The organism is Fictibacillus phosphorivorans, assembly GCF_007673525.1.
Classification (GTDB): Bacteria; Bacillota; Bacilli; order Bacillales; family Fictibacillaceae; genus Fictibacillus; species Fictibacillus phosphorivorans_C.
This window is the reverse complement of sequence record NZ_VDZU01000001.1, coordinates 953,159-977,190: the sequence shown is the minus strand read 5'-3', so window position 1 is coordinate 977,190 and position 24,032 is coordinate 953,159. Positions and strand designations below refer to the sequence as shown.

General features: G+C 38.7%; 23 protein-coding genes. 2 read left to right on the top strand and 21 right to left on the bottom strand.

The genetic code is table 11. The features are described 5' to 3' along the window. Positions 1-49 precede the first annotated feature (49 nt). The 5 genes from FS458_RS04620 to FS458_RS04600 form a co-directional block, all read right to left on the bottom strand. On the bottom strand, positions 50-1,270 hold the full coding sequence (locus FS458_RS04620) for an anti-sigma-I factor RsgI family protein (RefSeq protein ID WP_144698257.1): 1,221 nt from the start codon (positions 1,268-1,270) through the stop codon (positions 50-52). 90 nt (positions 1,271-1,360) lie between these two features. Beyond that, a complete protein-coding gene (sigI, locus tag FS458_RS04615) occupies positions 1,361-2,131 on the bottom strand; it encodes an RNA polymerase sigma-I factor (protein ID WP_144698255.1) in 771 nt (256 codons plus the stop codon). Positions 2,132-2,590: 459 nt separating this feature from the next. Further along, positions 2,591-2,938: a thioredoxin family protein gene (locus tag FS458_RS04610; RefSeq protein WP_144698253.1), complete on the bottom strand. Its 348-nt coding sequence runs from the start codon at positions 2,936-2,938 to the stop codon at positions 2,591-2,593. Between the two features lie 12 nt (positions 2,939-2,950). Beyond that, on the bottom strand, positions 2,951-3,997 hold the full coding sequence (locus FS458_RS04605) for a PQQ-dependent sugar dehydrogenase (protein ID WP_144698251.1): 1,047 nt from the start codon (positions 3,995-3,997) through the stop codon (positions 2,951-2,953). Positions 3,998-4,000: 3 nt separating this feature from the next. Next, the gene (locus FS458_RS04600; protein WP_066397377.1) at positions 4,001-4,348 is read right to left on the bottom strand and encodes a toprim domain-containing protein; all 348 of its coding nucleotides are present in this window, start codon (positions 4,346-4,348) and stop codon (positions 4,001-4,003) included. Positions 4,349-4,588: 240 nt separating this feature from the next. On the opposite strand from FS458_RS04600, the gene FS458_RS04595 reads away from it, so the two are divergent. After that, entirely contained in the window at positions 4,589-4,909 is a 321-nt protein-coding gene (locus FS458_RS04595; RefSeq protein WP_137791763.1) for a general stress protein, read from the top strand. Positions 4,910-4,968: 59 nt separating this feature from the next. Here FS458_RS04595 and FS458_RS04590 read toward each other — a convergent pair whose 3' ends face one another. The 14 genes from FS458_RS04590 to pyrH form a co-directional block, all read right to left on the bottom strand. Beyond that, on the bottom strand, positions 4,969-5,208 hold the full coding sequence (locus FS458_RS04590) for a YusG family protein (RefSeq protein WP_144698249.1): 240 nt from the start codon (positions 5,206-5,208) through the stop codon (positions 4,969-4,971). Between the two features lie 60 nt (positions 5,209-5,268). Then, positions 5,269-5,655, bottom strand: a complete 387-nt coding sequence (gene gcvH, locus FS458_RS04585; RefSeq protein ID WP_066397386.1) for a glycine cleavage system protein GcvH — start codon at positions 5,653-5,655, stop codon at positions 5,269-5,271. Between the two features lie 71 nt (positions 5,656-5,726). Beyond that, positions 5,727-6,086: an arsenate reductase family protein gene (locus tag FS458_RS04580; protein WP_144698247.1), complete on the bottom strand. Its 360-nt coding sequence runs from the start codon at positions 6,084-6,086 to the stop codon at positions 5,727-5,729. 382 nt (positions 6,087-6,468) lie between these two features. Then, on the bottom strand, positions 6,469-8,253 hold the full coding sequence (locus FS458_RS04575) for an acyl-CoA dehydrogenase family protein (protein WP_144698245.1): 1,785 nt from the start codon (positions 8,251-8,253) through the stop codon (positions 6,469-6,471). A gap of 15 nt (positions 8,254-8,268) precedes the next feature. Next, a complete protein-coding gene (locus FS458_RS04570; RefSeq protein ID WP_144698242.1) occupies positions 8,269-9,450 on the bottom strand; it encodes an acetyl-CoA C-acetyltransferase in 1,182 nt (393 codons plus the stop codon). A gap of 15 nt (positions 9,451-9,465) precedes the next feature. Then, positions 9,466-11,862: a 3-hydroxyacyl-CoA dehydrogenase/enoyl-CoA hydratase family protein gene (locus tag FS458_RS04565; RefSeq protein ID WP_144698240.1), complete on the bottom strand. Its 2,397-nt coding sequence runs from the start codon at positions 11,860-11,862 to the stop codon at positions 9,466-9,468. Positions 11,863-12,260: 398 nt separating this feature from the next. After that, on the bottom strand, positions 12,261-13,178 hold the full coding sequence (locus FS458_RS04560) for a proline dehydrogenase family protein (protein ID WP_144698238.1): 918 nt from the start codon (positions 13,176-13,178) through the stop codon (positions 12,261-12,263). Between the two features lie 153 nt (positions 13,179-13,331). Continuing rightward, entirely contained in the window at positions 13,332-13,487 is a 156-nt protein-coding gene (locus FS458_RS20560) for a hypothetical protein (protein ID WP_186320446.1), read from the bottom strand. Between the two features lie 77 nt (positions 13,488-13,564). Next, the gene (locus FS458_RS04555) at positions 13,565-13,813 is read right to left on the bottom strand and encodes a DUF2573 family protein (RefSeq protein WP_144698236.1); all 249 of its coding nucleotides are present in this window, start codon (positions 13,811-13,813) and stop codon (positions 13,565-13,567) included. 32 nt (positions 13,814-13,845) lie between these two features. Next, positions 13,846-14,931, bottom strand: coding sequence for a copper resistance D family protein (locus tag FS458_RS04550; RefSeq protein ID WP_144698234.1), 1,086 nt, complete (start codon positions 14,929-14,931; stop codon positions 13,846-13,848). A gap of 154 nt (positions 14,932-15,085) precedes the next feature. Then, complete coding sequence (locus FS458_RS04545) at positions 15,086-15,985, bottom strand: hypothetical protein (protein WP_144698232.1); 900 nt, start codon at positions 15,983-15,985, stop codon at positions 15,086-15,088. Positions 15,986-16,123: 138 nt separating this feature from the next. Further along, positions 16,124-17,212 (bottom strand): Ger(x)C family spore germination protein, encoded by a 1,089-nt coding sequence (locus tag FS458_RS04540; RefSeq protein WP_144698230.1) that lies wholly within the window; start codon positions 17,210-17,212, stop codon positions 16,124-16,126. Then, positions 17,209-18,732, bottom strand: a complete 1,524-nt coding sequence (locus FS458_RS04535) for a spore germination protein (protein WP_260858373.1) — start codon at positions 18,730-18,732, stop codon at positions 17,209-17,211. The genes FS458_RS04540 and FS458_RS04535 overlap by 4 nt, the downstream gene beginning before the upstream one ends. 489 nt (positions 18,733-19,221) lie before the next feature. Next, the gene (pyrH, locus tag FS458_RS04530) at positions 19,222-19,956 is read right to left on the bottom strand and encodes a UMP kinase (protein ID WP_144698228.1); all 735 of its coding nucleotides are present in this window, start codon (positions 19,954-19,956) and stop codon (positions 19,222-19,224) included. A gap of 374 nt (positions 19,957-20,330) precedes the next feature. Between pyrH and FS458_RS20555 the strand changes: the two genes are divergently transcribed. Further along, positions 20,331-21,089 (top strand): hypothetical protein, encoded by a 759-nt coding sequence (locus tag FS458_RS20555; protein ID WP_186320445.1) that lies wholly within the window; start codon positions 20,331-20,333, stop codon positions 21,087-21,089. Between the two features lie 80 nt (positions 21,090-21,169). Here FS458_RS20555 and FS458_RS04520 read toward each other — a convergent pair whose 3' ends face one another. Further along, positions 21,170-21,898: a ZIP family metal transporter gene (locus FS458_RS04520; protein ID WP_144698226.1), complete on the bottom strand. Its 729-nt coding sequence runs from the start codon at positions 21,896-21,898 to the stop codon at positions 21,170-21,172. A gap of 135 nt (positions 21,899-22,033) precedes the next feature. Next, positions 22,034-23,773: a mechanosensitive ion channel gene (locus FS458_RS04515; protein WP_144698224.1), complete on the bottom strand. Its 1,740-nt coding sequence runs from the start codon at positions 23,771-23,773 to the stop codon at positions 22,034-22,036. Positions 23,774-24,032: the final 259 nt, after the last annotated feature.

Below are 24,032 nucleotides of genomic sequence, written 5' to 3'. Positions count from 1 at the left end.
CGACAGCTACAATAAATCGTAACTGCTTTTACGACAGGTTATTTCATAATTAGTGCTTATGTTTCTTTTCTTGCTTCTCATCATGCTTTTTCTTGGAATGTCTTTGATCATCTTTATGATGTCTTTCATTATCCCATTGGTGTCTCTGATTATCTTGCTTACGATCATATTCGTTCTTTTCTCTGTTGTGGTTCTGATCTTGCATTTTGTTTTCTTTTTTGTGTTCTTTTGGCTGATCAGACTTCCTATCCTTTTTTGGATAATTCATCGTCTTCGGTTCTACCCTTTGCTCTTTTTGTTGCTTATGTTCTTTTTTCTTAATAACCTTATTTCTTTTTTCTCGCGCTTCATTATTATGTTTTTCATTCAAATGCTTTTTAGGCTTAACAAAGTTTTCTCGAGGTGGATTAGCCGAGCTGCGGTTATCTAATTTTGTCCCGTGATTATTTACAGGCTTAGCCTTGACCTCATGTGGTGCAACCTTTATTTTCCGAGGATGTGGAACGGATTTAATGTCCTTAGAAGAAGTCGCATTCACTTTGAGTTCTTGAAACTTCACTTCTTTAATTCTTTCTTCTTTAAGGTGTTTATCGTTCTTTGTAGCTTCTTGGAAGGCTGTATATTTACCTGATGATACACCTAATTGTTTGGCTTTATCTCGTACTTCTTCGTTTGTTTCAGAAACAGTAATGGCTACAGGATACTGAACAACCGCTTTCTTAACGATAGAATTCAACGCATGATCTAGTTCCTGCTTTGTTTTATTATCACTTGTTTTATCAGTAACAGTAGTGATCAGCATGGATTGATTCTCTTCCATATAACCTTCTGTCTGATAGGCTTTGATCAGTTGATCTGCAAATACTTCAAACGGCATACGATCATCTGTAGAAAAATTATATTTCTTTATGATCTGTTTTGCTTCATCGTTAAAAGCATCCATTTCAACGACTCTCATTTCATCATCAACGCCAACCTCAAGGCTGGGATTGATATCAAAACTAACATAAGCAGCCGCAGCAGAATGACTGCTATTAGGCATTAGACCTGAAAGAAAAAGAAAGGCAATTAATACTGCGACTGAAAACGAAATGGATGGCAACACAAAAAGACTTCTTTTTTTGTTTGAAAAATAAGAAGCCTGGTACTCATTTCCTACAAGAGGTCTTTTTCCTGCTGGTACTCTTACTGTAACGAAGGTTCCGTCCTTCATAAGAAGAGTTGCTTTTTTATTCTGAACTTCAATAACGATGCCGCTGCCGTTCTTCAATGGTATCCCTCCCGCATGTAGCAGGATCAGTATAAATTACAGGCAAGAGAACATCCCATTCCCTTGCCAAGTAACCTTATTTACCTCACCTTATGGCTGAATGTATGATTTCAGCGCTTGAAAATCGCCTAAATATATAAGTGAAACTGCTATTATATACTTTCGATTTCTCTCTATGGTTTTACGACTACAGGATACCATATTTAATAAATCTTTTATTGGTAATTGCTTTTTTTCTTTTAAGAACGCGGCAAGTTCTTCATTTTCAGCTAAAAGACGAGCAATCTCTTTCGCATTTTCACGTGCATCTACATGTTTTGGACAGTGTTTACTTAGAACTTTAAAATTTAATCCGAAAGTCTTTAATAACTTTTGGTACTCTTCGATCTCATAAACACGATTCTCCACTTGAATCTGGTCTTCAAAATGATCCATTGCAGCTTTTTGCTCTGCGTAACTTTCTTCTAAACGGCCTTCTTCATCCTCTTCATCCGGTTGTAGAAAGATCAGTCTGTTCTGACGGACTTCTTTACGGATATAATCGATGACTCTGCGTCTAATAACCATATCAGCAAAAGACAAGAAACGGCTGCCTTGCCCTTCTTGGTATTGATCAATCGCTTCGTTGAAAGCAAAAAGACCTACACTAAACTCGTCCATCGTACGATCTATATATTGACTGCACACTTTAGAAGTTACTTTTTTAATGAATGGTTGGTAATCACCAATAAGTTCATTTCTAAGTTTCTCATCGTCTTTTTCTTGGATCGTTAGAACTTTATCTTCTATGCTTGTTAATTTATTGCTCGATAATTTATTTTTTGCAATCGGGAATACTGCATTTAAATTTAAAGATGCCATGATTATCAATCACCTCGGTTTAAAAATTGCTTTGCTTTTGTTTCGTTTATTAGTGAATCGTATATTTTTATTTTAAAAATAAAATCATTCTTATTTACCACAATAAGCTAGGGAGCAAACATGCAAACAAGCTCTCCTATTCATTTATACCATGACTTTTGACATTTGTAGGATACAGTTCTATAACAATATTACAACGCCCGTAACATTTGTGACGTTATCGTTAAAGTACTGAATTGGCAAAACAAACTGATAATTCACCTATACCCCTTAAAAACCCCTCTATCAAAGTCATCAGCGTTATTTTAAAATAAAAAAACACACCCTTAATTGTTACAAAAGGACGTGTTCGCGACATTAAATTCCCATATTTTTCTTTAGGATTAACCCCCGAAAAACATAAATTTTTGTAGAATTAGGCGATAAATTAAAAAATGTGGGGTGGATCCCACATTTTATTTACCCTTTATATTCCTTTTCCACTAGTTTTAACATGGATTTGTAGATATTTCCCGCAGATTGAAGCGCATAAATACGATCAATAGCAATTCCTCTTGAAAGAATGAGTAAACATGGAACGCTGGTTACTCCATATTTGGCAGCAAGCTCTGGCATCTCATTAATATTGCTAACACCTACCGCTATATTTTCGTCTTTTTGAACGCGTATCGTTTCGACTGCAACCTCAAACATTTTCTTCCCCATCTTACAAGTTCCGCAAAGCGGAGTTTCAAGATACAAAAAATATGGATTTTGCAGCGACTGTTCGATAACGGTTTCCCAATTTTTCCGATTGATTTCTTTCATGGTATTACTCCATTACTTTTTTTCTAGTGATACAGTTAGCAACACATCGTCTTCACTTGATGGTTGCCCTCTTCCATCTTTGTTGTTCGTTACAACAAACATTTTGTTTTCATCAATAAGGATATCACGAATCCGTCCTTCATTGGAAACAATTGAGGTTATCTTTTTCGAGGAAGTACTTACCTTCATAACTTTTTCTCCTCTAAGAGCTGCCACATATAGGTACCCATTATTATAGTCGATGCCAGAAGGTGCCCACGTATCATTTCCCGAGTGAACCCATGGTGATTCTAAGCCATCCTTCTCTTCATCTCCGCGAATAAGCGGCCATCCATAATTTTTTCCCGGCTGAATTTTATTGATCTCATCATAGTTTGATGATCCATGTTCCGCAGCAAACATCGTGCCTTTTTCATCCCATGTCATTCCTTGTGGATTACGATGACCGTATGTATAGATCGGAGAAGGATAGAATGGATTATCTTCTGGAACAGAACCATCTTTATTGATTCTTAGAATTTTCCCAGCCAGGCTTTCTAAACTTTGAGAGAGATCCTCTTCTCCGCTATCTCCCGTTGTTATATAAAGCTTTTGATCTGGTCCCCACTCCATTCTTCCACCATTGTGTGTGTAGCCACCAGGAATATCATCAAGAAGGATTCTGCTCTCTTTCCATTCATCATTCTCAAAACGCATCTCAACCACTCGATTTACTAAACGATCCGACTTTTCATACGTGTAATATCCGTAAGCTATTTTATTGCTTTCGTAATTTCGGTCTAAAAGAAAGCCAAGAAAACCTCCTTCCCCACCATCAGCCAAAGCTTCAGAAAATATTGGGGAATAAGAGGTCTTTTTTTGATTCGAGCCTAATAAAACAAGCCCCCCAGTTCGTTCACTGATCCACATTTGTTTTGGGGTACTGTTTATCTGCCAAGGGATATTTAACTTTGTGCTAATAACATCTTTGGAAGATGTATTTATTTCATCTTTATTTAAAGGACTACAACCACTAATCAAGCAAAAGGCAGTTATAAGACTGTACCAATTTTTTTTCATGGCTTATCCTAAACAATTCTTTTGAATATTAAAGTGTGCACCTACCAATACCTTTGCTAGGTACATCAGAGGTGTTTTTGCAACTTCTCTGTACATCTTATTAATATATAAATGCTCCGCATTCGGTAATTCACGTTGCAGTTGCTTTCTTAGTTTATGACCAGCATCATCTGCGTCAACCAGGATATAAACATCCCGATCTTCAATGGCTAATGCCAACTCTTCTAATTTATCCAAACCTAAAGTTCCATTCGTACAAATAATTTCAACCGGTTCATCCAGGATTGCAGCTAACTTATCCTTATCTGATTTACCTTCGACAATGATTACTTTGTTTTTGATTTCATTCATTACTCATCTCTCCTATACTTTGAAGACTATAAAATGAATGCATCGCTTAGATTATATATTTGCTTTATTTTATTAAAATCCTGCAAGAGATGTTCTTTATTACTATACCCCTTTTTCCTATTTTCCTACCTATTTGTATTTGATGTATGCGTTTTGTACTAATTCTCCCCAATCGCGTTTGACACCTTGTTAATAAAGGGAATTCAGGAGACATAAAACGAATATTGGAGGAGTCATCTCATGGCAAAAACAGAACCTAAAATGAGCCGAGCTGATGCAGGCAGATTAGGCGGAGAAAAAACAGCCAAATCACGCGGGAAAGAATTCTATCAACAGATTGGAAAAAAGGGCGGTACCTCCACATCAAAAAAACATAGCACAACTTTCTTCCAAGAAATCGGTAGAAAAGGTGGCAGTTCTACCTCTAACACACATAATAAGACGTTTTATCAAGAAATCGGTAAAAAAGGGGGTACGGCTACTTCCCAAAATCAGGATAAAAGTTTCTATCAAAAGATCGGATCGAAAGGCGGCAGTGCTGAACGAAACAAACTAAATTAATATGAAAAAGAGGATGATTGCCAAAGTATCTCGTTGACATCATCCTCATTGTGTTGAATTTAGCACCAACCTTTATCACATTCATCTACATACTTTGTAGGATTCGGTAATTCTACAGGCTTTTCACGTTTATAAATCTTGTCAGCATCAAATTCAAAACCCTCAGCCATCTCATACATGTTTCCTTGGTTTGTAAAGCGGATCTGTCCAATTTCATCCTTATCCAAATAAAGGGACATAGATCCGCCCTTCATTTTACCAAAAACCCTTGATGTAACATCTCGTTTATCTTGGTTCATAAAAATCCCTCCAAAAAAGAATAGCAGTATGTCTATTCTTTCCTGAAGGGATTGATTTCATTAATCTTCTTTAATTAATTCTTCGTACTGCTCTGCAGTCATTAACTTTTCAACCTCAGAAGCATCTGAAAGTTCTACAACAACCATCCAAGCTTTTTCATATGGAGACTCGTTAACAAGTTCAGGGCTATCATCAAGGTCTGCATTTACTTCTACAACTTTTCCAGAAACAGGCGCATACAATTCAGATACAGTCTTAACCGATTCTACGCTTCCGAAAGGCTCGTCCGCAGTAAGTTCGTCTCCTACTTCAGGAAGTTCAACGAACACGATATCTCCTAGTTCGTCTTGAGCAAATGCTGTAATACCGATACGAACTTTATTGCCTTCTTCTGTTTTTGTCCACTCATGCTCTTCTGAATAGCGTAATTCTTTTGGAAATTCCATGTGTAATCCCTCCAGCTTTTCTTGGTTTTATAATAACTACAATAATTAATTTATTATAGTCAGTAACAATGTTATTTTTTCCATGTGTTTTCGAACTGCTCTTCTTTAAATCCTACTGTAACCTCTTTGCCGTTTGTCGCGATCGGCCTTTTGATCAGCATGCCATCACTGGCTAAGATTTCAAGCAGCTCTTCTTCTGTAGCTGTTTTCATCTTCTCTTTCATACCCAACTCACGATACTTCATGCCGCTCGTATTAAAGAATTTTTTGATCTCTAAACCACTAAGATCGATCAATTTCTTCAGTTCATCAGCAGAAGGCGGGTTCTCCACAATATGTATAGGCTCAAAGGCTACATCGTTTTCTTTTAGCCATTTTTTTGCTTTTTGGCAAGTTGAGCATTTTGGATATTCATACACTTTCAGTAGCATTATATCACCCCTTCTCATAGTACCACAAACTAGTGTTACCAATAAAACAAGAAATTCTGCACGTTGTTAATTTGTTTTATCAGATGTTGAAAACGAGATCCTGTTTTAGGTTGCTCCCTTTTTATGGACAGAGGGTATAATCAGAGTTGGCAATTGTCGAAGATTGTAGACTCGCGGATAAACTACCAAAACTTTTGGATTGGAAGCTAAAATTCGTGGATAAACTTCATAAATTTGTGGATTGCCTGATCCACTTGAAGCGAGTACCTCAAACGTAAATCAACTACAACACAAGCCTGTTATTAACAAAAAAGCCCTCCTACAAAATGCAGGAGGGAAAGATAAGATATTTTGAAGGTTAGCGTAAATAAATACCGATCAATTAAACGATATAGCGTTCTTCTTCAAGAAGCTGAACCGCGAGTTCGCGCTTCTTCTTAATCACATTAATAGGTGTGTGACGCGTCAGTTTCTTTAACGCGGACAACATCATGCGGAGCATGTCGCCTTCTTCAACAGCAATGATAGATTCTTTTGCGTGAGCTTCGATGCGGTTGAACGCCTCTTGACAATATACTTCTGTGTATAGAAGTTTTTGTTTTGCCTTTTCAGCTCCAGATCTTTCGATAGCTTTTTCCGTACGTAAGAGAACAGATTCCATGTTGTACACTTCACTAATGATATCGGCTAAGTTTGATAATACTTCTTGCTCTTGCTCTAACTTAGGTCCAAACTTTTGAACGGTTAATCCAGCAGTCATCAAGAAAATCTTCTTAGCCATAGACACAAGATATTTTTCTTGATCCAAGCTTTCCGTACCTACTTCCACAGGCATTAGCATCATAAGCTCTTGTTGAAGCTGAGTTGCTTTTTGAATAAGTGGCAATTCGTTTTTCATCGCTTTTTTTACAAGTGTTCCTGGTACTAACAAACGGTTGATCTCGTTCGTTCCTTCAAAGATACGGTTGATACGAGAATCGCGGTATGCACCTTCGATCTCATATTCAGACATAAAGCCGTATCCACCATGGATTTGAACGCCTTCGTCTACTACATAGTCCAACACTTCTGAAGCTGACACTTTGTTCAGTGAACATTCGATCGCATACTCTGCGATTGCCTTTGCTAATTCACGACCATCTTTTTGTTTTTCTTCAGATAGAGCGCCTAGACGGTTTTCAAAAAGACCTACTGTGCGGTATACAGAACTTTCAGCTGCATACGTTTGGACAGCCATGTTCGCAAGCTTTTCTTGAATAAGGCTAAAAGAACTGATCTTACGCTTGAACTGTTGACGCTCGTTCGCGTATTTTACAGATACTTCGAATGCGCGTTTTGCCGCCCCTACACATCCTAATGCGAGCTTGTAACGACCGATGTTCAGGATATTAAAGGCGATCAGATGCCCTTTTCCTGCTTCCCATAGAAGATTTTCCTTTGGTACTTCTACATCTTCTAGGATAAGAGTACGTGTGGAAGAACTTTTGATTCCCATCTTCTTCTCTTCTGGTCCTGTGGAAACGCCTTTATAATCTCTTTCAACGATGAAGGCTGTGAACTGTTCACCATCGATTTTTGCATATACTACGAAAACGTCAGCGAATGCAGAGTTTGTGATCCATTGCTTCTCACCGTTCAATACGTAATGAGTGCCTTCAGCGTTAAGTTTTGCTGTCGTTCTTGCGCCAAGTGCATCTGATCCAGAACCTGGCTCAGTTAATGCGTAAGCTGCGATCTTTTCACCTGTTGCAAGTTCAGGTAAGTATTTTTTCTTTTGCTCTTCATTTCCAAAAAGAACGATAGGAAGTGAGCCGATTCCTACATGCGCTCCGTAACTGATTGAGAAACCGCGCCCGCGAGCGAATTTTTCTGTGATAAGTGAAGAAGAAATTTTATCTAGACCTAAGCCGCCATACTCTTCAGGTACATCTGCTCCTAAAAGTCCTAGTTCTCCCGCTTTTGTTAATAACTTTCTGGAAACGGTAAAATCATGATCTTCCATCTTTTCAAGTTGAGGTACAACTTCTTTCACAACGAAATCTTCCGTTGTTTTTGCGATCATCAAGTGTTCTTCTGAAAAATCCTCAGGTGTATAAATATCTGCTGCGGAAATGTCTTCTATTAAAAAGCTTCCACCAATGATTTGTTTTTCTGCTGTATTCGACATGCTTTCTCCTCCTCGTTATCCTACTAGTTCAAATACGCCTGCTGCCCCCATTCCACCGCCGATACACATCGTTACAACTCCGAACTGTTCGTTACGACGCTTCATCTCGTGTAATAGAGTTAGTGTTAGTTTTGTTCCTGAACAACCTAGTGGATGGCCAAGTGCAATAGCACCACCATTCACGTTTACTTTGTCTTCTGGAAGATTCAGTTCACGAATGACTTGAACGCTCTGAGAAGCAAATGCCTCATTCAACTCGAACAAGCCGATGTCCGAAAGTTCTAGCCCAGCCATTTTCAACGCTTTCGGAATAGCTGCTACAGGACCGACTCCCATAATGTCTGGAGCTACGCCAGCCACTGCAAAAGAACGGAATTTCAATAATGGCGTTAAACCTTCAGCTTCTGCTTTTTCTCTGTTCATAACAAGAACCGTCGCAGCGCCATCACTTGTTTGTGAAGAGTTACCTGCTGTTACAGAACCAGTCGGTGTAAATGCCGGACGAAGTTTACTAAGTACATCAACGGTTGTTCCAGCACGTACACCTTCATCAACAGACACAGCAATCTCTTTTTCCACCAGCTTTGATTGTTCATCTAACCAGCGTTTCATCACATGTACAGGAACGATCTCGTCGTTAAATTTGCCGTCTTTAATCGCCGCTGCAGCTTTTTGATGACTTCTTACAGCAAATTCGTCTTGATCTTGTCTTGAGATACCGAAGCGTCTCGCTACTTCTTCTGCTGTATGACCCATTCCCATGTAATATTGTGGCACCGTTTCAACTAAGTAAGGGTTAGGCTTTACAACATGACCTACTACAGGAACAAGGCTCATCGATTCTGCTCCGCCTGCAAGAATGGCTTCCGCTGCACCGAGCATGATTTTTTCTGCACCATACGCAATACTTTGCAAACCAGATGAACAAAAACGGTTGATTGTGATCGCTGGTACAGTTTCAGGTAAACCTGCTCTAGCACCGATCAAACGAGCCATGTTCATCCCTTGTTCTGCTTCAGGAACAGCACATCCGATGATCAAATCATCAATCTCTCCGTTATAATCACCTGCACGTTTCAACGTTTCTTTAATGGTTACCGCTGCTAGTTCGTCTGGTCTCATATGTGCAAAAGAACCTTTTTTCGCTTTACCGACTGCTGTTCTAGCACCTGCTACTATTACTGCCTCTTTTAACATTGAGTTCTTCCCCCCTTAGTTTCTTAGCGGCTTGCCTTTAACAAGCATGTGCTGCATTCTTGCCTGGCTTTTTGGTTCTCCAGCTAGACTTAGGAATGCTTCCCTCTCCAAATCTAGTAAGTATTGTTCGTCTACCAAAGTTCCTTCTGGTACTCTTCCTCCAGCTAAAACAAAGGCTAGTTTCTTTGCGATCTTTAGATCGTGCTCTGAAATGTATTGGCTGAAGTGCATCGTCTGTGCTCCTAGTGCAAGTGTCGCATATCCTGCTTCACCAACCACTGGAATCTTCTTTCTTACAGGCGGTGTATAACCAACACTTTCTAACGCAAGCACTTGTGTTTTAGCATCATGCAAGAGATGATCGCCATTTACGGAGATGCTATCTTCATTTCGTAAGAATCCTAGCTTACGTGCTTCTTGAGCGGAAGTTGAAACTTTAGCCATCGCAATCGTTTCAAAAGCTTGGTTCGCAACTTTTTGCAGATCTCCCTTTGCACCTTCTGGCAGCTGCTCTAACAAACGAAGGTAAAGCTCTTTGTTTCCGCCACCACCTGGAATTAAGCCAACTCCCGTTTCAACAAGCCCCATATACGTTTCAGATGACATTTGAAGTCTTGCTGCAGGAAGTGATACTTCAACTCCGCCACCTAGCGTCATTCCGAAGTTAGCCGCAACGACAGGTTTTGCACTATAGCGAACTCTTGCCATCGCTTGCTGGAATTGACGAACCATCATGTCGAGTTCAAAGAAATTGTCATCTTGTGCTTCCATGAGGATAAGCATCAAGTTGGCACCAACACAGAAGTTCTTGCCTTGGTTACCAATCACTAACCCTTTATAATTCTTTTCTACTTCATCGATCGCCTGATGAAGCATCATAATAATTTCAGGTCCGATCGCATTATTTGGAGAATTGAACTCAAGACCCGCAACATCATCACCAAGATCGATTAGTGTTGCTCCACCATTCTTTGTGATCACATTGCCTTTTTCTTTTAAACGGCTCAAATGAACAACTTTTTTGTTCTCTTCCACAGGAAGATAGCTTCCGTGGTGATAGTAAGAGCGATCACCTTCTGTTTTTGTATAGAAAGAGTTTTTCTCGGATTGAAGAAGTTCTTCTACCCAACCAGGAATTGTCTCTCCTTCAGATTTCATTCGTTCTACAGATTCAGGTACGCCGATCGCATCCCAAATCTCAAATGGACCATGCTCCCATCCAAATCCCCATTTCATTGCTTGGTCGATCGCGACAAGGTCATCAGCAATTTCATAACATTTTTCTGCAGAATATAATAGAACCGGTTTAATAATGTCCCATAACAATTTTCCTGCACGGTCATCACTATATAAAAGCGCTTTCACTTTTTGGTTTGTTGTCTTCATCTGTTTTGCAGCTTCGAGTGTAGCTGTTTTCATTTTGGAGCGCGGTTTATATTCCAATGTAGCTGGATCGAGCTCTAAGATTTCACTGCCTGCTTTACTTCTTTGTTTCAGATAGAAGCCTTGACCTGTCTTGCTCCCAGTCCATCCTTTGTCCACCATCTCGTTTAAGAAATCAGGTATCTCAAACACTTCTTTTTCTTTTCCGTCAACTTGCTCATAAACATTTCTAGCAACATGAAGGAAAGTATCCAGCCCGACAACATCAAGTGTTCTAAACGTTGCAGATTTTGGACGGCCGATTAATGGACCCGTAACAGAGTCTACTTCACCTACACTGTAACCTTGTTTCATCATCTCTTGCATCGTGACCATCAGTCCATATGTTCCGATGCGGTTCGCGATAAAGTTAGGCGTATCTTTTGCTTCAACTACACCTTTACCAAGCACGTTCTCACCAAAACTGCGCATGAATTGAACAACTTCTGGTTTCGTGTCCTCTGTAGGGATGATTTCAAGAAGCTTTAAGTATCGTGGTGGATTGAAAAAGTGCGTTCCTAAAAAGTTTGCTTTAAAATCTTCAGAACGTCCTTCAGCCATAGCACGAATTGAGATGCCTGATGTGTTTGAAGTGATGATGCTTCCAGGTTTTCTATATTGATCTACTTTTTCAAAAAGTTTTTGTTTCACATCTAAGCGTTCAACAACTACCTCAATGATCCAGTCTACATCTTTTAATTTTTCAAGATCATCGGTAAGGTTACCGATTGAGATTAATTCGAGATTTTCTTTCACGGCAAGTGGAGCGGGCTTTTGCTTTAATAGTTTTTGTGTTGCAGATAGAGTGAATTTGTTGCGGAATGCAGGATGATCTTCAGTGATCCCTTTTGCTTTTTCCTCTTCACTTAAAGAAGGCGGTACAATATCCAATAGTAATGTTGGTATTCCGACGTTTGCTAGATGAGCGGCTATGCCTGATCCCATTACACCAGAACCCAGTACGGCAGCTTTACGGATTTCACGAGACAAGATGGTCTTCCTCCTTTATTGAATGAATACTCATTCATTTTTTATCCATAAAAAAATTTGTTACCCTATATCCAATATAAAATATATTCTGAATTTTAGCAATAGTTGAGGTTTTTTTCTTTTGTAAACTTTTATTTCCATCTTATGCAGGTGTGATGCCTATGGTTTATTTAAAGGATTGTCGCCAAAGTTCTTCGTTAAAAAGACGGCTTTCGTATTCATTGTTGCATTTGAAAGTAATTGATTACGTTCCAGATGCTCGCTTTCAGCGGGGCGAGCGGTGAGCCGCTTCCAATACAATCAACAGTCAAAGAAGGATTAAAAGCACAATCTTTAGAAAACAACCTATAAAAAAGAGGAGCCTGTGTTTAAGACAGACTCCTCTTGCATACTACTATTTATTTTCCAAACACACCTTTTAATACGAACACAACGTTTGCCGGACGTTCAGCAAGACGTCTCATGAAGTAACCATACCAGTCGTTTCCGTATGGTACATAGATTCGCATCTTGTAGCCTTCTTGCATCAGCTGATCTTGTCGTTCTACACGAATTCCGTACAACATCTGAAACTCAAATTGATCATATGGAATCTTGTGTTTTTCAACCAGGTCTTTAGTATATTGAATGATCTCATCATCATGTGTTGCAATCGCTGTATAGTTTCCGTTTAAAAGATGAGTTTCGATCAGCTTTTTAAAGTTATTATCAACATCGCTCTTTTCCGGGTATGCGACAGTTTGCGGTTCTTTGTAAGCACCTTTTACTAATCGCAAGTTCGGATGATATTCGTCTAACGTTTGAACATCTTCTAGTGAGCGATACAAATAAGCTTGGATAACTGTTGAAATGTTATCATATTCACTTTTTAGCATCTTGAAGATTTCAAGCGTTTTTTCACAACGAGAATAGTCTTCCATATCAATCGTAATGAAAACGTTGTGTTTTGTTGCTGCATCCATAATCTTTCTCATGTTACTCAACACAAGTTCGTCACTAATGTCTAGCCCCATGGAAGTCATTTTTAAAGAAAGCTGTGAATCCAGCTTTTCTTTGCTGATAGCTTTTATTGCATCTATACAATGCTGAGTCATTTCGGCTGCTTCGCGTTCGTTATCGACAAACTCACCCAGATGATCGATCGTAACTGGCATTCCCTTTTCGTTCAAACGTTTGATAGCAGATATAGAACTATCAAGTGTTGCACCTGCCACAAAACGACCTGCTCCGAAACGTAGACCGTATCTTTTAGCAAGGTTGGTTAACGATTTATTTTTAGCAAGAAATAAGAAAAAATTGCGCATAAGTTGTTCCAATCCAATTACCCCCTAATACCCTTAAAATATAAAATAAGATTGGTTAAATTCTTTCTCTGTTGTAACCGCTTTAAATATATCATTTTTTTTGCGAATATTGTCGATTTTGCAATATTAAAAATATTTTTCATGTAAATAGTGGTTTTAACATGCCTACTGATATGGTGTGATGTTTACGGTATGTGTTTTTATATTTCTTACACGTTCACTGGTAAATGGCTCAGTTTCACCGATACAATACAATGTTTCACCGCCAACACCTTCCGTTCCACCTGAAAACGTCCTCTCACCACCTGTAACTACCTTCATATCACCGATAGTAGCAGAAAATGAATAGCTTGCAATCAAAAAGACAGTCTATATGACTGTCTCATGCTACATCTTATTTATTTCTTTTGATTTCGGTGCTTTTCATTCAATTCTTTAATCTCTTGAACAAGATTTTTCATGGCATCCTTAGCATCTGGGTACTCTTCGTTCCAATGCTTAACTAATGGCGGCATACTTTTAGCGATAAACGAATATAGAGCATACGACTTTATCATTTCTTTATGTTTTGAATCTGATGTTCCCAAAAGAAGCTCAGCGTATTTCTCTATTAAACCGTCCAGTTGCTGCTGTAACTTTTCATCCACGGTTAAATACCCCCTAGATTATTTTAGAACTCTTAAAGTGAAACGGAAGACATGATAGCTAAATAAATGGCGCTCGCTGCTAGGATAGAAGCGACGACTGCAAGTACCATACTTTTGTCTCGCTTTATCGTGACAAACATAGATAAGACAAGTACTAGAGCAAATGCCAGCCAAACAAGACTCATTATCGAGAAGCTAATTGACAGCATCGGATTATCGCCAGGAATTAAACCAGTGGAAAAAGTAAACAGCTTAGAAGGATCCTCCATCTTTAACGTATCCGCTACATCATGAGGTGGAGTTTGCTGAGTCATCAACGCTGTTGCTACAAAAGCAAGAAACAAGAAGATTCCTTCTGTTTTTATCCATTTGTTAAGCGCTAATCCAGTCATACCTTTCTTTAATTTTTTTTTAAGCCAGATTCCGTTGATAAGGCTATAAATCACGATGATAAATAATAGAACATGTTTGATTAACAATGCTTGTCCATAGTCTAACAAATAACTGTTCACATACTCAGGAACAATATAGTTCATCAACCACAATCCAGCACCGATAACGGTTGCTAAACAGGCAACTGCCAATGGAGTGAACCATTTGTAGAACGAAAGGCTTGGTCCCTCCCCTTTGCTGAAATAACCACTTACGAGAAGCACCCCTGACCATGTGATTACAGCTATAAAATGCAAAGAGTGTGCTAAGAATCCTAGCGATTCTAAACTAGCCGCATGACTCGCATAACCAACAGAAACTCCCATACCTGCTATCAAAAAGACGGCTAATCCGGCAAAAAATCGATCTTCTTTTATATCATTAAATAAAACCATGAAGAACAAAAGAACGGAAATTCCGGTTAAGAACAGCCAACCTTTTCCTACTTCAAAACTAAAAACAATATTCTGGAACGTCAACCAATATCCGAAATCTTCTCCTAGATGCATCGTAAGTCTTACAAGTTCTCCAATTCCAAACAGTGGTGTTAATGCTATTAAAATCAAGATGAACTTCTTCGATATAAAAATCTCCGGACGATTTCGTCTTGGAACGGAATACAAGATAAAAGAACCCATCAATAAAGCAAAACATACATATAATAAAGCCTTAGCAACAATAAACATAAAAATAAGCTCCTTCACAACAATCTATGCTTATTGTATCAGGGATTCGGAAAGTAACAAAAATTAAGAATGACAATAAAATGAAATCTCAATTTAAATAGAAGAAAGCTAACAGAACAACGTGTTTCTCGCGTCTATTAGCTTTCGAATGAAATTATCGGTTACCACGCTGCACGACTTTTGATAAGAATTTGACTCCATCCCCGTAGCTAAATTTTCTTGCAGCACGTCTAAATTCTTTCAATCCTTTACGCGTGACATTGAAATATGGATCAATGAGTCCCTGTTCTTTTAATTGATTGGCCGTTTCAATCGTGATAGAGTGTTGAATTTCTCTCATCTTGTGATTGAATTGCTCTAGACTTGCATTTAATACAAACTCTTTGCCCAGTAACTGCACAATATCTTTAGCGTTTCCAGTCTGAGCTGTCTCTTCATCTATGTATTCTTCTTCAATATATTCTTGTTCAAACTCTTCTTCTACATCGTCCTGCTCTTCTGAAGGTTCTAATAAAGTTGTGATTCGAATAATCTCTTGTTTTGCCAGCAAGATCTCTTTCTCTTTTTGCAGCAAATAGTCTATATAATCTTTCTTATCTTCTTCATGAAGGTCTTCTATTACTAAGCGATTTTTAACTTCATTCTGAACTTGTTTCATTCGTTTGATCTGTTCTTCATGAGATAATAATTCACGAACAAGTTCTTCTTCTTCAGATTCTGTTAATGTGATTTCATCATCTTGTATGTATTCCTGTATGTAATCTTCTTCTACTCTATCTTCTTGTGCTTCTGACACGGACTGATTTTTATTAGCCATCGGTATTACAGATTTTCCAGCAGAAACAAAAGCCATAAGTGCTTCATTTACTTTCACATAAAACATACTGCAGATCCCTATCGCAAAAACAGCTACAAGAAATGCTAGCAAGTCTGAAAAATGAAACGTAAATTCAGTAATCACTAACTTGTACATGAATACAAGCGCTATTAAACTAATTAAAATAATTTTGAACCAATGATTACGAATCTTAATTTTCTCATCTGTTGTCTTCAAATCAATTGCCCCCTTTAACTCGTTATCCCTATAAAGGAATAACCATATAAACATTCGCGATGGTTTTATTTTTTTGTCCGCAGAAAGGAGGATACAAAAAAACAGCTTTCATATTAAACAGAAAGCTGCTTATATAAATTATTCAATAACTCCTGTTTCTACTACATCTACTTCGGTTGATACTTTAATTTTCATAGAAGGATACTGCTTTTTAAAAACTTGATAGTCCCAACCTTTTTCTCTTCGTCGTACTTGGTCTCCTAGGCCCAGTGGATCAACTTTTAATTTTTGAAACTTCTTCACAATACCTTGTGCTTCATCTTGTAATTGTTTCTTCAACGTTTTTTCAATAAGGGCAATGTTCGCTGGCTGTTCAAGATTTAACCAATGCGGATACTCATGAATCTCTCCAAGAATCTTCATCTTTATGTTAAACTGGGGAACTCCGTTCACTTTTTTTATATCATAGGTTGTCGTTCCTTTAATATTACGAATAACCGCATGGCCCTTCCTTTTTTCTTTCTTGACCTCCACCTCATAGTTACCTGATTTAGATCCGTCCAGAAGAACTTTAAACGCAAAAGATTGGCGGTGATTTAGCTTTCCAACATACTTATCTTTATTAAAGAGAGCTATTCCTTCTAGCTGAATTGACTTTTTATGCGTTTTTACGATCGGTAAGAACGGGTCCATACCTTCACCGTAATAGCTATAAAGAAATACATGCAGATTCGTTTTTGGCAAATTCTCACTCTTAATATTCTGATCGAGCAAATCGGCTAAATACATGGATGGAAGAGCAGAAGCGGTATACTTCTTCGTTAAAAGTTCATTCGTACTGCCATTAACTACAGTCAGAAAAAGTCGATTTCCTACGTTAGGATCTCGGTAAAGGGAATTTACGATCTCGATAATTCCTTTTTCTGCAAAGCGGTCATTGAACAACACCACACGCAGCTGTCCTGTCGTAAGTGTCTTAGGAGATTGCGTATTTAGTTTCGACCGGATAAACCGACTCGTGTGAGATACTGCTGTTAACGTCTCAACTCGAACATTACCATCCATATTAAACACTGGATAAGTAATGGTACCCTGAATACTTTCATCTGGTTTTTTGTCAAAGCCTATCGCATGTATAAGCTGGACTTCATCAATGATCTCTTTTGGTACACATCCTGCGAGAATAAAGATGAGAAAAAGAATACAAAGCCTATATTTTTTTTTCATTCGTCAATGTCCTTTTTCTTTCTCATTTCTTTCACTTTGTCTTTAGATGGCAGATTCGTTCCTAACGAGATCGGACGCTTTAATAGTCGGTTGTATGGCAGTCGGAAGATGGTATCCGTCATATCTAACAAGCGAGGCGGATAAATCGGCTGTAGATAAGGTCTGCCTAAAGACTCTAGTCGCAAAAGATGGACAAGAATAAATGACATCGCCAATACGATTCCCACCCCGCCCCAAAGTGCGGCAAAAAAGATAAATGGAAAACGAAGGATTCGAATCGTATTTGCCATTTTATAAATCGGTGTTGTAAATGATGCCAGTGCAGATAGTGATACGATTATTAAAAGAATGTTACTCGTTAGCCCTGCTTCTACCGATGCCTGTCCGATTACAATACCTCCAACGATACCGAGTGTTTGACCAACTTTCGTAGGGAGACGAGCTCCCGCTTCCCTCAACAGCTCAATCGTCAATTCTAGAAACAATACTTCCAATATAGGTGGAAACGGAATGTTCACGCGCGACGAGATTAAAGGTGCTAATAGATCTTTAGGTATCATCTGATAATGATAAGTTAGTACGGCTACATAAAGCGGTGTTGCAAAGGTTGAGAAAATAACTGAAATAAAGCGAATGAACCGGAACAATGAACCTAAGAGCCATGACAGATAATAATCTTCTGGTGATGCAAAGTATTCTGAGATGCCCGTAGGTCCTAAGAGAGCTTGTGGTGAACCTTCTGAGAGGATCGCGATTTGGCCATAGTTTAACATCGCTACAACCCTGTCCGGTCGTTCAGTCGTTATGAGTTGCGGAAACACTGACTTCGTATTATCGGATATGATCTGCTCTAAATAAGAACTATCCGGAATGACCTCCAGTTCAATATCCTTTATTCGCTGCATCACAGTGTTCAGGTTCTCTTTTTCAGCAACCCCATCTAAATAGGCGATGATAACACGTGTCTTGGAAAATTTTCCAATAACGACTTCTTTAAAACGAAGTTCAGGAACGGGCAATCTTCTTCGGATCAAATACAGATTACTATCTAAGTTCTCAATAAAAGCTTCTTTCGGTCCTATTACGGAGAACTCAATTTCAGATACAGATACTGGACGGTTTGTTGCAAAGTTCTCGGCACGAATGACTGCACATTCTTCATCGTATTCGCCTAGTTGAACAACGATAAAACCACGTAATAGCTTATTTTGAATCTCTTTTATATCATTTGTGATCGTAACACTCTCGATCGGTAATATATCTTTTAAATCTTTGATGTTCTTAAAATCTTTGCTATGTATTAAATATGGAAGCAGGTCTCGATGAAGCAGTTCTCCATCGATCATCGCTTTATAATAAGAAATGTAAATGTGGTGATGGACCGTCTTTTGAGGATAATGGATAAAATCAGCAGACTCCTTGGCATTATCCACAAGCTCTCTAATATCGCTATACGTATTGTCAGACAGATCAATTGTATGACTCTGCTCTTTCGGCTTCTTTTTAAACCATTTCATCATGAAGACTCACACCTCTTTTCTACTTCTTAATATGAGATGAGGTGAATGGAAATATACAAAAAAGCATTCCAATCCTTGACCGGAATACTTTTTGATAATCATTATAAAAGCCTCTAATGTAACCAACATTAGAGGCTTTATGCAAAACCAAAACATATTGTTTCTTTTGCTTTTTACTTCATTGACAAGTTGATTGAAGTAAAAGATGCGAGACTCCTATGGGACGAGCGGTCAGGTGGAGACTCCTAATGGCGCAAAGCGGCAGTCCGAAAAGTGGAAGTGACTCGTTCAGCCCCGACAAGCAAAAGGTAAATGGGCTTGGAAGGCGCTCTTGCCTTCTTGACCGTTTCTTTTGACCTCGAGGGGCTAGTCACTGCAACTATACAGGAGGCTCACCGCACGCCCCATGGAAACCGAGCATCTGTAACAGAAATCAACTACTCTCAAAAGCAACAAAGGATAATACGAAATCAGTTTTTTAAAAATAATTTACACAAGAGCTGTTTCTATGTTGTGACTGATGAATGTGCCTACATCTTCACCGTTACATATCTTCAGAAACGACCCTTCTTGATTAAAATCAAAGAGATGGATCGGCAATCCATGATCACGAGCGAGAATGAGAGCAGATTGATCCATGACTTTTAAATTGTTCCTGATAGCCTCATCATAGTGCAAAGTAGCATATTTCCTTGCCTGTTTAAACCGATTAGGATCGCTGTCATACACACCATCTACTCCCTGCTTTGCACAGAGAATGGCATCGCAGTTCATCTCGAGCGCTCTTTGAACTGCAGGATAGTCCGTCGTCACATAGGGCTGACCATTGCCACCAGCAAAAATGACGATATATCCTTTGTTTAAATGATGTACCGCTCTTAATCGGATGTAAGGTTCTGCTACAGCACTGATCGGTACAGAGCTCATCACTCTTACTTCTTGGTCTATTTTACTTTTCAGGACCCCTCTAAGCATCAAGCTATTTATGACTGTTCCTAACGTTCCGATCTGGTCAGCTTCAACTCTTTCAATGCCCCAATACTCTGCTAAATTCCCTCTAAAAATATTTCCTCCGCCTACAACGATAGCCACTTCAATATCTTTTTCAAGAACAGATAGCACTTCTTTTGCAATATGGTTTAAAGAAAGATGATCAAAACCTGATCCTTGTTCGCCAGCGAGCGCACCACCACTTAATTTAATCAGTACTCTTTTATATCGCATCTGCTTTTTCCTCCTTCTTCATACACATAAAGAAAACGGGGTACAAAAAAAGAACAAATGACAATAAAAATGTCATCTGTTCTTTCGAATAAGGTGAATTGTAAGGAATTGAGTACTTTTATATCGAGTTCCCTTCATTACAATCCCTCCTCTTTTCTTCTTTCCAATCATTATATACAAAAAATTGGATTTGGGTGAAATTTAAATAATTTTTTTTAGAAATCCCTTCCTATATCCATCAAAACACATACTAAAACGAAAAAAATTAGTTTTAAAACTTATATATATAGACAAGTGTCATATGCACTTTCAAAACTTGTTACATATAATGCATGGACAAGAAATAGTCAATACCATTACCAGGAGGCAATATTTTGAATTGTAAACACAAACTCTCACCTCGAGAGCTTGCTAATTTATTATGTAAGCACGTTACAGTCAGAGCAGGGGAAGATGTAGAAGAGTCTGGCAAACTCGTCTGTGTTGGAAGAGACTTTATAGCAATCAAGACAGATGACAGAGAGGTTCTTTACTTTCCTTTAAATAATGTAAGATCTGTATCAGTAGCAACTGACAGAAACTGTTGCAACACGGATCGTAAAAAGGTCTGTAATGATACGTTCCAAAGCATCTTACGAAAGCTGATCAACTGTAAAGTAAGAGTGAATGACGGAAGTGACGATGATGGTGAAGTGGAAGGCGTACTAACTCGTGTTAACCGCACATCCATTCAAGTAGTAGAAGACGACGAACTTGTAATTATCGCGATCGGCTCTATCAACTTTATTACGCAAGCAGGCGAAATTGGTGACGACGAAAGCAGCAACTGCAGAATCTTATGCTGTAAGAAAGAAAAGCCTTGCTGCAAAAAGAAAGAAGAATGCAAGCCAGAATCTTCTTCAAGTTCAAGTTCATCAGTTGTATGGTGTAAACCTGAATCTTCATCTTCGTCATCTTCTTCATCCTCCAGTTCTTCTGTACTGTGGTGCAAAAAAGAATCTTCAACATCATCTTCTTCTTCATCTTCTAGCTGGTGCAAAGAGTCTTCCTCAACACATGATCATTGGAAGAAAAAGAAGCGCAAGAAGAGAAACTCTGAAGATTTAGAATCTAGAGGCTGGTTCAAGCTTTAAACATCAAGAAGCTGTTTTAAAAGTAAGGAAACTTACTTTTAGCAGCTTTTTTTTAATATAATCTTAGCCTTAGCAGCATTCTATGATAAATGAGTCAGAAGCATCGAACATAAAAGTCCTAAGGAAGTAATAAAGCCAACAGCTACCCCCGCATCTTCATGTGCTTCAGGAAGCATGGTAGACGCTACCATCGCCATGATGGCACCTCCTGCAAATGCACCAATCAACGAAAGTGAAGCTACAGAAGCATTCTCTAACAAGAGATACCCAAGAAAAGCGGCGAGTGCAGAAATAGCAAAAACAGAAAGCCACATTCCAAGAATTTTCCGACGAGAGAATCCTTCTCTTAACAACCCTATTGAACTTGAAAGCCCTTCAGGAAAGTTGCTTAAGAAAATGGCCACTACTAGGAGCCAGCTTACCTTGCTGTGATCAATCAAGCTTGCACCTATCAACACAGATTCTGGAATGGCATCTAACAAAGTTCCCAGAAATATCGCCATTCCTACACCCTTTGTTTTCTTATCGCCAGACTTCTTCCTTTCATGTCCACCCTTTTTAGCAAGTAAACTATTGATACCGGTAAAGATCGCTGCTCCTAGAATGAAGCCAGCGGATGTAACCATTAAATTGCTCTGCTCTACTGCCTCGATCAAAAGCTCAAAAGAGACCGCACCAATTAAGATCCCTGTTCCAAATGCCATAATCCAAGCTGTCCATTTTTTAGGAATACGAAAAGCTAGTGCTGTAAAACATCCTAGAAGTACAGCAGAACCTGCTATTCCTCCCCAAAAGGCGGCAAGTAGCATACTGTTTAACTCCTTTCCTCATTTATAATCCTATCTAATAAGCAATGTCTTAAAAGTACAACTGCAAAACAGATTAAAAACGACTCATAAAGGGATAGTTTCACCTCTATGAGCCGATTTCATTCTATAGTTTATTTACTCATTTCGTTTTGGTTTATTGTTTATACCAAATTCATCACTAGGTGTATTTAAATGATCGAACTGACGATCTTTTGAAATCGTATGTGGTTTATTTATTTCTACGTCTATAAGATTGCTTTCCGGTTTAGAAGAATCTGTTCGGAAATCTTTTAAACTCGTCTTGTCTTTCCATTCTGCTGGGTCTGGACTTTGAATCGTCGTCTCTTCCATCTTACGGCTCCATTTATTCAGCGTGCGTCCAGCCGCTTCACGGCCACCCAATCCGAATGCTAGACCAAACGCAATCGTAAAGCCACCTAAAATGAGGATGAATGCAGCATTTACGATTGTTTTCGCTACTCCAAGCTGATCAAGAGCCATAAAGAATGCTAGTGTGATTATCGTATATTTTGCGATATTGCCAAGAAGTTTTCCTTCTGTTTGTTGTTTGATCATACTTTGAACAACACGTTTCACAAGGTCTCCAGCATAAAAACCGATTCCTAGTATCAACACAGCTGTTAACACCATCGGGATATACGCAAGTACAACTGATAGTATGTTTACTAAGCTCTCTAGCTTAACGAGCTGAAGTGCTTCAATCGTAAACAGCAGCACAACAACGACTTGAGCCGCATATCCAATCATTTCTGAGATCGTGAACGTCTGATTTGTTTTATGAAGTGAACCAAGGCCCATCTTATAGAAGATGCCATTGAATCCAACTCGTTCTAATAATGATGTAACTGCTTGTTTCACCCATTTGCCAAGCCACAATCCAACAGCTACTAAAAGGATGGCAACAATAATATTCGGAATCATGTCCATGATCTGACCTAACATACCGATGGCAGGACCTGAAATCCCATTGATATCAAGCGTTTCTAAAGCTGAAATAACAACTGGAATTAAGATAAATACATAAACGATTGTTCCAATGATCTGAGAAAGAGATGTCTTTTCTAGTGCACGATCCGCACCAAGTTTTGAAGCTAATCGGTCTGTACCAATGCTCGCTAAGAAGTTAACGATGATCTCTTTAACGATTTTAGCAACCAACCACCCTACAAAAAGAATGATTGCCGCTCCGAGCAGTTTTGGTAAGAATGCGAAGAGGCCTGTCAGCATACCTTCTAATGGTTCAGAAATGGCTTCAATGCCTAAAGCAGATAACACAGCTGGCAGGAACAATAACAATGTGAGGTAGAATACTGCTTTTGATGCAGAAAGAACAGCTTTGTCAGATTGACGAGGATCACGAGTCAGTTTCCAACGGTGTAGTAACCTTTCAAATCTGGTGTTCTGACCTAACTTTTTAACTAGGATCGATAAACCAGAGGCTATCAACCAAGCTACTGCCGCGATTAGTGCAGCTTTTAGTAAATTAGGAATCGCTGCCGCAATCACACCTAAAGCATTTGATATTGGTTGTGCGACGTACGGAAGACTGAGCATGTTCAAAAACATAACAATGGCTACTGCCATTAGAATCCAAAATACAACCTTACTAATTACTTCTTCAGAAGAATACTTGCTTGTACGGGTTTGTTGCACTTGATCTTCATGGGTATCAGGTTTCATCCACTTCAAGACTTTGTTATCAAAATCTGTTTTGTGTAATGCTTTTTTTACTGCTTTTGCAACCAATGAGGCGATTAGCCAACCAATTAATAAAACTAAAATAGCGAGAAGCAAATCTGGCAATCTACCTAAATAAGCCATCCAAGAATCTGTAACTCCATTGTAATCGTACATGTTCGTCCTCCTTTTTCTCCTTTAATAAGGCTGTTTTTCTAATCATGTTGCTCTCTGTAGTAATTGATCTCCGTTTCAGATGCTCGCTTTCCGCGGGGCAGGCGGTGAGCCACATTCGTACGTTTCACTTTTAAGTGTCTCACCTGCCCACCTGTCCCGCAGGAGTCTCGCATCTTACACTTCAATCAATATTCAAAGAAGAAAAACACAAAAGATAGATACAACAATTTTCTAGAAAACAGAGCCTTTCCTAAAAACG

What these genes read in the sequence shown, in the direction of transcription:
- FS458_RS04515 (WP_144698224.1), bottom strand. Translation starts at nt 23,773, where the DNA reads ATGTACGATTACAATGGAGTTACAGATTCTTGGATGGCTTATTTAGGT.
- FS458_RS04590 (WP_144698249.1), bottom strand. Translation starts at nt 5,208, where the DNA reads ATGAACCAAGATAAACGAGATGTTACATCAAGGGTTTTTGGTAAAATG.
- FS458_RS20560 (WP_186320446.1), bottom strand. Translation starts at nt 13,487, where the DNA reads ATGAAGGTAGTTACAGGTGGTGAGAGGACGTTTTCAGGTGGAACGGAA.
- gcvH (WP_066397386.1), bottom strand. Translation starts at nt 5,655, where the DNA reads ATGGAATTTCCAAAAGAATTACGCTATTCAGAAGAGCATGAGTGGACA.
- FS458_RS04540 (WP_144698230.1), bottom strand. Translation starts at nt 17,212, where the DNA reads ATGAAAAAAAAATATAGGCTTTGTATTCTTTTTCTCATCTTTATTCTC.
- FS458_RS04520 (WP_144698226.1), bottom strand. Translation starts at nt 21,898, where the DNA reads ATGCTACTTGCCGCCTTTTGGGGAGGAATAGCAGGTTCTGCTGTACTT.
- FS458_RS04595 (WP_137791763.1), top strand. Translation starts at nt 4,589, where the DNA reads ATGGCAAAAACAGAACCTAAAATGAGCCGAGCTGATGCAGGCAGATTA.
- sigI (WP_144698255.1), bottom strand. Translation starts at nt 2,131, where the DNA reads ATGGCATCTTTAAATTTAAATGCAGTATTCCCGATTGCAAAAAATAAA.
- pyrH (WP_144698228.1), bottom strand. Translation starts at nt 19,956, where the DNA reads ATGCGATATAAAAGAGTACTGATTAAATTAAGTGGTGGTGCGCTCGCT.
- FS458_RS04550 (WP_144698234.1), bottom strand. Translation starts at nt 14,931, where the DNA reads ATGTTTATTGTTGCTAAGGCTTTATTATATGTATGTTTTGCTTTATTG.
- FS458_RS04610 (WP_144698253.1), bottom strand. Translation starts at nt 2,938, where the DNA reads ATGAAAGAAATCAATCGGAAAAATTGGGAAACCGTTATCGAACAGTCG.
- FS458_RS04570 (WP_144698242.1), bottom strand. Translation starts at nt 9,450, where the DNA reads ATGTTAAAAGAGGCAGTAATAGTAGCAGGTGCTAGAACAGCAGTCGGT.
- FS458_RS04605 (WP_144698251.1), bottom strand. Translation starts at nt 3,997, where the DNA reads ATGAAAAAAAATTGGTACAGTCTTATAACTGCCTTTTGCTTGATTAGT.
- FS458_RS04600 (WP_066397377.1), bottom strand. Translation starts at nt 4,348, where the DNA reads ATGAATGAAATCAAAAACAAAGTAATCATTGTCGAAGGTAAATCAGAT.
- FS458_RS04535 (WP_260858373.1), bottom strand. Translation starts at nt 18,732, where the DNA reads ATGATGAAATGGTTTAAAAAGAAGCCGAAAGAGCAGAGTCATACAATT.
- FS458_RS04575 (WP_144698245.1), bottom strand. Translation starts at nt 8,253, where the DNA reads ATGTCGAATACAGCAGAAAAACAAATCATTGGTGGAAGCTTTTTAATA.
- FS458_RS04580 (WP_144698247.1), bottom strand. Translation starts at nt 6,086, where the DNA reads ATGCTACTGAAAGTGTATGAATATCCAAAATGCTCAACTTGCCAAAAA.